Origin of the sequence: Roseovarius sp. MBR-78 (assembly GCF_040547535.1) — a bacterium.
Lineage (GTDB): Bacteria > Pseudomonadota > Alphaproteobacteria > Rhodobacterales > Rhodobacteraceae > Roseovarius.
On record NZ_JBEPPX010000052.1, the window covers coordinates 1 to 8,792 of the forward strand.

Annotated in this window: 9 protein-coding genes; 2 read left to right on the forward strand and 7 right to left on the reverse strand. The window is 60.2% G+C overall.

Translation table 11 applies throughout. The features are described 5' to 3' along the window. Positions 1–138: 138 nt before the first annotated feature. The 4 genes from ABIE58_RS19640 to ABIE58_RS19655 are packed head-to-tail and all read right to left on the reverse strand — an operon-like array spanning position 139 to position 3,996. Positions 139–939 (reverse strand): GNAT family N-acetyltransferase, encoded by an 801-nt coding sequence (locus tag ABIE58_RS19640; protein WP_354546322.1) that lies wholly within the window; start codon positions 937–939, stop codon positions 139–141. Continuing rightward, positions 929–1,624 carry a sugar transferase gene (locus ABIE58_RS19645; RefSeq protein ID WP_354546323.1) on the reverse strand — a complete coding sequence of 232 codons (696 nt, stop codon included), beginning with the start codon at positions 1,622–1,624 and terminating at the stop codon, positions 929–931. The genes ABIE58_RS19640 and ABIE58_RS19645 overlap by 11 nt, the downstream gene beginning before the upstream one ends. A gap of 3 nt (positions 1,625–1,627) precedes the next feature. After that, on the reverse strand, positions 1,628–2,815 hold the full coding sequence (locus tag ABIE58_RS19650; RefSeq protein WP_354546324.1) for a UDP-N-acetylglucosamine 4,6-dehydratase: 1,188 nt from the start codon (positions 2,813–2,815) through the stop codon (positions 1,628–1,630). Beyond that, a complete protein-coding gene (locus ABIE58_RS19655) occupies positions 2,812–3,996 on the reverse strand; it encodes a LegC family aminotransferase (RefSeq protein WP_354546325.1) in 1,185 nt (394 codons plus the stop codon). Before ABIE58_RS19655 ends, ABIE58_RS19650 begins: the two co-directional genes overlap by 4 nt. A gap of 234 nt (positions 3,997–4,230) precedes the next feature. Between ABIE58_RS19655 and ABIE58_RS19660 the strand changes: the two genes are divergently transcribed. Together ABIE58_RS19660 and ABIE58_RS19665 are read left to right on the forward strand one after the other, a co-directional pair. Next, positions 4,231–4,494, forward strand: coding sequence for a spike base protein, RCAP_Rcc01079 family (locus ABIE58_RS19660; protein WP_354546326.1), 264 nt, complete (start codon positions 4,231–4,233; stop codon positions 4,492–4,494). Between the two features lie 65 nt (positions 4,495–4,559). Next, entirely contained in the window at positions 4,560–5,786 is a 1,227-nt protein-coding gene (locus ABIE58_RS19665) for a phage head spike fiber domain-containing protein (RefSeq protein WP_354546327.1), read from the forward strand. A 77-nt stretch (positions 5,787–5,863) separates the two neighbouring features. On the opposite strand, the gene ABIE58_RS19670 is transcribed toward ABIE58_RS19665, so the two are convergent. From ABIE58_RS19670 to ABIE58_RS19680, 3 genes are read right to left on the reverse strand one after another with little or no spacing between them, the layout of a single operon-like run. Continuing rightward, on the reverse strand, positions 5,864–6,874 hold the full coding sequence (locus ABIE58_RS19670) for an NAD-dependent epimerase/dehydratase family protein (protein ID WP_354546330.1): 1,011 nt from the start codon (positions 6,872–6,874) through the stop codon (positions 5,864–5,866). Next, positions 6,871–8,175, reverse strand: a complete 1,305-nt coding sequence (locus tag ABIE58_RS19675) for a UDP-glucose dehydrogenase family protein (protein WP_354546328.1) — start codon at positions 8,173–8,175, stop codon at positions 6,871–6,873. The genes ABIE58_RS19670 and ABIE58_RS19675 overlap by 4 nt, the downstream gene beginning before the upstream one ends. Beyond that, entirely contained in the window at positions 8,172–8,534 is a 363-nt protein-coding gene (locus tag ABIE58_RS19680) for a MarR family EPS-associated transcriptional regulator (protein ID WP_354546329.1), read from the reverse strand. The genes ABIE58_RS19675 and ABIE58_RS19680 overlap by 4 nt, the downstream gene beginning before the upstream one ends. Positions 8,535–8,792: the final 258 nt, after the last annotated feature.

Consider the following 8,792-nt stretch of genomic DNA (forward strand, 5'->3'; position numbering starts at 1 on the left):
AAGATCGACGGCTGGCAAACCCTCGACAAGCCGATCGAACCCATGACCCTTGACCTCGCCGCCTGAGCAGGCCCAAATCACACCGTTCGGAGAGCGCCGCCGCAGAATTTCAACCAGATTCGAGACACGACCGCGGCGTCATCCCAGATGCTCTCGTAAGGCGGCGCCATGTGCATCCCACCCTTCTTTTAGGTCAGAAGCTTTCCGAAGAGCAGTGTCGACCGCCGTGCGCTGGTCAGTAAAGGGCCGGACAGTATCGAGTCGTGGCGTATCGGTCACCAAGCCGAGTGATCTACCGGCCGGTCGAATATACCCACCGATTGTATGCAATCCGCCCGGCACTACAACACGGCCGACCTTCGCGGCCATACCACCGAGCATGATTTTCACTGAGGGCGAAGAGGCACCCTTATCCACCGGCTTGGCCCCCATGCGGGTGTAGAAGCGGTGCGCGGGGGTCAGGGTTTCGCCTACGACGATACGAAAGGCGGGCACATTGCGGGCAAGAAAATGCGCGGCCAAACCGTGGTAAAGCCGTTCCGCCACGCCTGTGCCACGCGCGGCAGGGACCACGGCGATGCTGAACAACTCGTGCCGAGGCAGGTCGCCGCCGGGATCATCCTTGTCGCGGCGCTTCAGGATTTCGAGTATTCCCAGCACCTTGCGCGGCTGAAACAGGATCGGCAGCAGGGCTAGAATCAGATTGGGCCAATCGCGGATCATCTGGCCATAGATCGGCCCCATGCCGCTGCCGCCGGTGACAAAGCCGATAACGCCGTTGCCGTCCGTCTCGACAATCAGAACCGCGTCGTCGCTGCGGTCGATCGCACGGTAAAGCACGGTCAGAAAGCGGGGGCCGAGGCTGGAAAGAAAGCCCTGATCGATACAACTGGAATGCAGCGCACCAACCTGCCGAAGCGTGTTCTCATCATGCGGCATGGCGCGCGGTGGTCCAGTTCACATCGCCCGCGATATCCTTGGGCGGGGCGGGCAGATCGGGGAACACCCGCCAGACGATGCCCGAGCGCGGGTTGAGCACGACCCAGATGGTGAGTGCGATCAATGCCAGATAGGTGGCGATGGATTGGTGGCGGACATACCATTCCTCCAACTGGCCCTTGTAGGGCATGATCACCTGATCATAAAACCGGTCCGGGTCATTTGCGGCGTGCATCATGTCCTCTTCGCCGCGAAACACGATGGATCCGATCCCCGACAGGCCCGGTCGCACCGTCACGATGGCCTGTTGCGAGCCGTCGGGGAAGGCGTCGAAGCAGCGCCTCGTCTGCGGGCGCGGGCCGATGATGCTCATATCACCCTTGAGGATATTGAGCAGTTGCGGCAATTCGTTGATCTTGGTCTTGCGCAGGAATTTTCCCACCGGCAGCACGCGCGGATCATCCTTGAGCGTGACCGTGCCGGTGCCCATGTTCGGGCTGTTCTTGAGCATGGTGGCAAATTTCAACAGCTTGAAATAGCCGCCGCCCAGCCCGACGCGGTTCTGGCCGAAAAACACCTCGCCCTCGCCGGAAAACCGCAGGATCAGCGCGACCGGCACAAGGATGGGGGCCAGCAAGATCAGCGCAATGCCAGAAAAGACGATATCAAGCAGACGTTGCAACATGGCCTACATCCTTGCGTCAAGGTATTTGCCGGTTTCCTTGTGATCGAAATCCGGGATCATGGCGTTGAACAGCGCGACGATCTCGGGCTTGTCCCATGTCGCCGCGTTGCGGATGCGGTCGATTTCGGCAAGGAAGTGATCGAGGCTGGCGGGATCAAATTCGGGCGCGTTCAGGATCACGCCGATACTGTCGAAACGGTCCATGTCGAGGGTTTCGGCCGTGGTAAAGAATTCCTCGAAATCCTTTTCGCCGGTGGTGTCGGAGGCGAAGAAATAGACCGGCCATTTGCCCGTGGGGATCAGCTCTGCGGCGCGGTCGCGGGCCTCGTCCTCGGTCGCGCATTCATGCGGCTCGAACCCGCGCGCGTGCAGGTAGCGCACGGCGATATCGGAAAACCGGGTGAGGTTCAGCGCCTCGCTCAGCTTGGGAAAGAAGATGTCGCGGTTGCCGCCCGTCATGCAGGACATCAGGCACAGCTCGCCCGATTCCTGCGGTGTGACGAAATAGCGGCGCACGTCATTGGGCGCGGAAATCGGCTGGTTCTTGGCAAAGCGCTGGTTGAAGCCGTGCAAAAGCGAGCCGTCGGAAAAGGCGACATTGGCAAAGCGCGCGGTGGAAATCGGCATGGTCAGGCTTTCGCGCATCAGGAACATTTCCATGATCCGCTTGCTTGCGCCCATCATGTTGACGGGGTTCGCGGCCTTGTCGGTTGAGACGCAGAAATACTTGGCCGCGCCCTTGTCGCGGGCGGCGTGCAGCGTCGCGATGGTGTTGAGGATATTGACCTCAATCAGCCGCATCAGCGTGAACGGGTCTTTTTCAGAGCGCACATGTTTCAGCGCCGAGAGGTTCAGCACGTAATCATAGCCGCTGGTCGCCGCCATCAGCGCCGCAAATTCGCGGCTGCCGCAATCAATCGCAAAGGTGCGGAAATCGGCATCGTTATAGCCCAGCGTGCTGCGGATGTCGCGCACCAGCTCGACCATGTTGTTTTCGCTGATATCCACCACATGCAGGGCGCGCGGGTTGCGTTTGAATATCTCGCGGGTGACTGCCTGCCCGATAGAACCTGCGCCGCCGATCACCAGAAACCGCGACGCGCCCACCAGATCGCGCAACTGTGCGTCATGACGCGCGATATCGGTGTCGAACAGCGCGCGGTCGCGTCCGATGAGATCGAGAATGTTCATGTCGCAAGCCTGTGGAATTCACTTTCGGGAACGCTGGAGGGCAGGTTGACGATCCGGTCCGCCAGCCAGCGAGAGGCTTCAAGCCCATCCGTCTGGCAATCGGCGAAGGCGTTGAGGTCGCTCATCAGGGCCCAGATCGGGCGGGTCATCACGCCCCGCGCGTTGGTGTATTCAAGGAATGTGTCACGCGCATTACGATCCTCCAGCCGCACGGCGTTCAGCCAGAAATTCGCCGTGGTGCCGTCGATGGGGTCGACAAAATGCAGATCATGTTCGGCGCAAAAAGCGCGGTAACGGGCCGCGATATCGGCCTTGATGCGCAGCATGGCGGGCAGCTTTTCCATCTGCGCACATCCCAAAGCCGCGTTGAGATTGGGCAAGCGGTAATTATAGCCCACCTCGTCATGCACGAATTCCCACTTGTGCGGCACCTTGGCGGTGGTCGTCAGGTGCTTGGCGCGGTCGGCAAGGGCGTGATCGTCAGTCACGATCATGCCGCCGCCGCCGGTGGTGATGATCTTGTTGCCGTTGAAGCTGAGCGTGGCAAGTTTGCCAAACTTGCCGGTGTGGCGGGGGCCGACATAGCTGCCCAGCGACTCGGCGGCGTCTTCGACAAGGGTAATGCCGAACTCATCGCAGATAGCAGCAATCTCGGCGATGCGCCCCGGCAGGCCGAACGTGTGCATCGGCACGCAGGCGGCGATGCGCGCGCCGGTTTGACGGTTGACGGTATCGGCCCCGTCGCGCCTTGTGTTGGCCTCGAGCCAGCGGCGCAGGGCGGTGGGGCCCATGCTCATCGTGTCGCGGTCGACATCGACAAAGACCGGGCGCGCGCCGATATAGCTGATCGCGTTGCAGGTGGCGACAAAGGTCAGCGCCTGCGAGATCACCTCGTCCCCCGCACGCACCCCCGCCACAAGCAGCGCCATATGCAGCGCCGCCGTGCCGTTCATGGTGGCAACCGCGCGCGCGCATCCGGTGAATTCCGCGATCCGATTCTCGAACTCGGTCACCCGCGCCCCGACTGAAGAGACGAAATTGGAATCGATCGTATCAACCAGATAGGCGCGCTCATTACCCTCGAACACAGGGCGGTGCAGCGGCGTGGGGGCCGGGCCGAACATATCCCCGACAAGGTCGATCAGGGAAGCCGTCGTTTCGGTGTCATTATCTATAATCATGATTTCACTTGATAAATTTTAAAAATTTGCACTGCGATACCTACTGTTTCAACAGCGGTTGACGGGCGAAACATTGACCAACCGATACAGGTTGACGGCCCCGCTGACAAGCCTGAACGGGGGTGTTGCCGGGGTATCGCACGCTGTCTTCAGCCCGTGGAAACCTGCCCCAAATAATCCTTTGCGGGTGACCTGTCATTGATCTTGGCGGGCGTCTTGCAAACAGGAGCTGACATGAACCCTTTTGAAAACCGTAGCCATGCCTTGTCCGGACCGGCAACCGATGCCCTGCCCGTCACCCCGTCCGACACGATTGACCTGCCCGATGTGGCCATCGGCCTTTATGTCGAGACCGGCGGCATGGTAAGCCTGATTAGCGCCACGGGCGAAACGCGAAGCCTTTCGGTGGCCGATTTCTCGCTTTTGCCGCTCGGGGTTCGCCGGGTACACGCCACGGGCACCACGGCACAGGGCATCCATGCACTGGTGCTGGCATGAAGATAGTTACTGACCTTTCCGTGACCTCAGGACCCCACAGATCGCGAAGTCAATGGCATCCACGATTGCTGTTTGATGCAGGGGAAAAGGGGGTTTGGTTCGATCCGTCCCGGACATCGACCTTGTTTCAGGACGCAAACGGGATGGTCGCGTTGACGGCTCCCGGCCAACCTGTGGGTCTGGCTTCAGACCTTTCGGGCAACGCGCTGCACGCAACCCAATCTGCGCAAGCGCGGCCAACTTATGGCAGGGTGCCTTCTACCGGACAACGGAACCTGTCACCCTTGTCTGAGCCGACTATTGCGCAACTGAATACCAGCACTGGCATCGCGGATGCAGCACTGGGATTGCCCGACTTTGACGGTACTCTCCAGTTCCCCGGTGGCACAGTCGGCAATCGGATCGGTTACAGAGATCACGGAGTTGAGCCGAATACCGAATACACAATATCGTGTTTCGTGCGGATGGATGACGGCGCGGCCCCTGTTCCGGGAACGGATTTCGCCTTGGTTATCGGCAATAACGGGGACAGCGTAAATTTCGCTACCCCAGTCGAGGTCGCTCCCGGCTTATGGCGTGTCGCGCGTACAGCAACCAGCCTTTCGACAGGCCCGAGGAATACAGGATTGCTCAAGGTGGACACGCACTCTGCGCGCGGGTTCAGGGTCAGCGGGTTTCAGGTTGAGGCGGGCGCAAGCCTTACCGCATATCAGCGTGCGCGGTCGCACTTTGACATCACCGAGACCGGGCAGCGCGATTGCTACTATCTGTATTTCGGCGGGACGGACGATCCGCGCTGGATGACCACCCCCGGCATTGGCCTGACGCATACATCGCAGACCAGCATCGTGATCGGCGTGGAAAAGCTCTCTGACAACCTCAACGCCGGGGTGCTCGTGAACTTTATTGACACAGGTTTTCAGCGGTTTGCGTTTGAAATACCCCAAGCTGGAGGGGGTGATACAAGGTTTTTTCATGCCGGCAAATCCTCTGCGGGCGATGTTAAAACAAGCCTGAACCTTAATCAGCCGGTTTTGTATTCGGGTCTGTCGGACCTTGACGCGCCCTTGATCGCGTTGCGGGAAAACGGTGTGCAAGTCGGGCAATCCAGCGCCGCGACTGGCGGAGGGCCATACCGGAACGGGCCATTGCATTTCAGTTCCGGCGCAGGCAGTCATCGGCGTTTTCACGGTCGCCTGTTCGGATTTCTGCTAATCGACCGTATACTGTCAGCCACAGAAATCTCGATGGTCGAGAAGTATATGGCCCGCCGAGCTGGGGTGACACTGTAAGCAAGGGCAGGCGGTGCTGCTTGTCGCCGGGGTTGATGCGTTCGGGGCTGTAATGGCAATCGTTTTCATGTCAGATGTCATTTTCCTGAATACTCCCTATACCACTCGACAAACCGTGCGATGCCATCGCGGAAATCGGTTTGCGGGCGATAGCCTGTCAAAGTCTTCAGCAAATCCGCATTGGCCCAGGTCGCGGGCACGTCGCCGGTCTGCATTCCCATGTAATTGCGGATTGCCTTCCGCCCGAGGCAGTCCTCGATCGCATCGACGAAATCCAAGAGCCGCACCTTGTCGGAATTGCCGATATTGACCACACGGTAGGGCGCCACCGGCGACAGGCTGTCGCCCTCGGGCACGACCCCATCCTCGGGGCGTTGCGGGGTGGCATCAATGAGCAGGCGGATCGCGCGCACCAGATCGTCGACATAGGTAAAGTCGCGATACATGTCGCCGTGGTTGTAGATGTCGATGGGCCGCCCGTCGAGGATCGCATCGACGAACTTGTAAAGCGCCAGATCGGGCCGCCCCCAGGGGCCATAGACGGTAAAGAACCTGAACATGGTGATCGGCAGATCGTAAAGATGCGCCCAGGCATGGGCCATGCTCTCATTGGCCTTTTTGGTGGCGGCATAGATGGTCAGCTGCGTGTCGGCCTTTTCCGTCTCGATGAACGGCATCTCGGTATTTGCCCCATAGACCGAACTGGTCGAGGCCATCAGCAAATGCTGCACGCCCAGCCTGCGCGCGGCTTCCATGACGTTGAATGTGCCAATGACGTTGGCATCGAGATAGGCGCGCGGATTTTCAAGACTATAGCGCACGCCTGCCTGCGCCGCGAGATGGATGATGACATCGGGCGCGAACGCATCCGCGACACGATCGAACAGCGCCTGATCCTCCAGCATCCCCTCGGTCGCGGCAAAATTCGGGTTTTGCAGCAGCATCTGATGCCGCCGCTGCTTGAGCGCGACATCATAGTAATCCGTCATCCCGTCATAGCCGTGGACGACGAGCCCCTCGGCCAGTAGCAGCTTGGCCAAGTGAAACCCGATGAACCCGGCAGTGCCGGTGATAAGAATACGCATCAGCGTCCAACCCCCACATAAGCCTCGAACCCCGCGCGTTTCGCGTCCTTCGCGGAATATATATTGCGCAGGTCGGCCATGCGCGGATGGGCCATCCGCTTGGCCAGCCGCTCGAGATCGAGCGCGCGGAACTCGTTCCATTCGGTCAAGATCACCAGCAGATCGGCCTTTTGCGCAGCCTTGTAGGGATCGTCCACCCACGCCACGCCGGGCAAGAGCGCCTCGCCCTCGCGCCGCGCTTGCGGATCGACCACGCGCACCTTGGCCCCGCCACCCACCAGCGCCGGCACGATGGTCAGGCTCGGCGCGTCGCGCATATCGTCGGTATTGGGTTTGAATGTCGCCCCCAGCACCGCCACCACCTTGCCGTTGAAACTGCCCTCGCAGAGATCGCGCAGCTTTTCGATCATCCGCAGCTTGACCCCGTCGTTGACGCGGATCACCGTCTCGACGATGGTTTGCGGCACCGCGTGTTCCTGCCCGATCCGCGCCAACGCCGAGGTGTCCTTGGGAAAGCACGAGCCGCCATAGCCGGGGCCCGCATGCAGAAACTTGCTGCCGATCCGCCCGTCAAGACCGATGCCGCGCGCCACTTCCTTCACATCCGCGCCGACGCGTTCGCACAGCGCCGCCACCTCGTTGATAAAGCTGATCTTGGTGGCGAGGAATGCGTTGGCCGCGTATTTGATCATCTCGGCACTTTCCAGATCGGTGGTCAGGATCGGGAAATCGCGCAGGTAAAGCGGGCGGTAGATATCGGCCATCACCTCCGCCGCGCGCTCGGTCTGGATGCCGACAACCACGCGGTCGGGCTTCATGAAATCCTCGATCGCCGCGCCCTCGCGGAGAAATTCGGGGTTCGAGGCGACGTCGAATTCGGCCGTCGGGTTGGCCTTGGCCACCACCTGTTTCACCCTGCGGTTGGTGCCCACGGGCACGGTGGATTTGGTGACGATCACGGCATAGCCGGTCAGCGCCTGCGCCACCTCCTCGGCGGCGGCCATGACATAGGTGAGGTCTGCGTGCCCGTCACCGCGCCGCGTGGGCGTGCCGACGGCGATGAACACCGCATCGGCCCCGTCCACGGCCTGCGCCAGGTCGGTGGTGAAGGACAGCCGCCCGGCCTCGACGTTTCGCGCCATCAGCGCATCAAGCCCCGGCTCGAAGATCGGCACCTCGCCGCGTTCCAGGCGGGCGATCTTGTCCGGCATCTTGTCGACGCAGATCACGTCATGCCCGAAATCGGAAAAACATACCCCCGACACAAGGCCCACATAGCCTGTGCCAATCATCGCGATCTTCATGAGCGACTCTCCTGCGCGTCATCTGCGTCGATTTCGCGCTGAACCGCCTCGATCTCCGCCTTCAGCGCCTCGTATTCAGCCATCTTGCGAACAAGAAAGGCCTGCGTCAGCCGCGCCTTTTCGACGATTCCCTTTCGCGTCAGAACATAGGCGTAGCGCCGCTTGTCTTTGGCGGCGGTGAAATTGCCGAACTTGATCAGGCCTTTGTCCAGAAGCGCGGTGAGAACATAATGAATACCACCCGTGCTGATCCCCACAGCGTTGGCCAGTTCTCGCTGCGACATCTCAGGGTTTTCCTGCAACAGACGCAGGATTCGCACCTGAACATCATCGCGCATCTTGTCTCGCAGGGTCGTCATTAAATATCAGCTCTCTAACAAGATAGTGGCCAAGGACAACCGTCTCGAGCCTCGGGATCAATAGAGTCTCTGCACCGTGAATGAGTTTCGTATATCTCAAATATGAGCGATATACAACCACCTTCTGGATTGCAAGCGCAGGAAAGCGAGTTGCAATCTTACTGGGCATTGCCAAGTTGTTTGCGGCTTCTGCGGCTGGTACCGGTTGTGCGATGCAGATACCGTCATCAATGCCGCGCCTGAAAGGCTTTCGTTTTC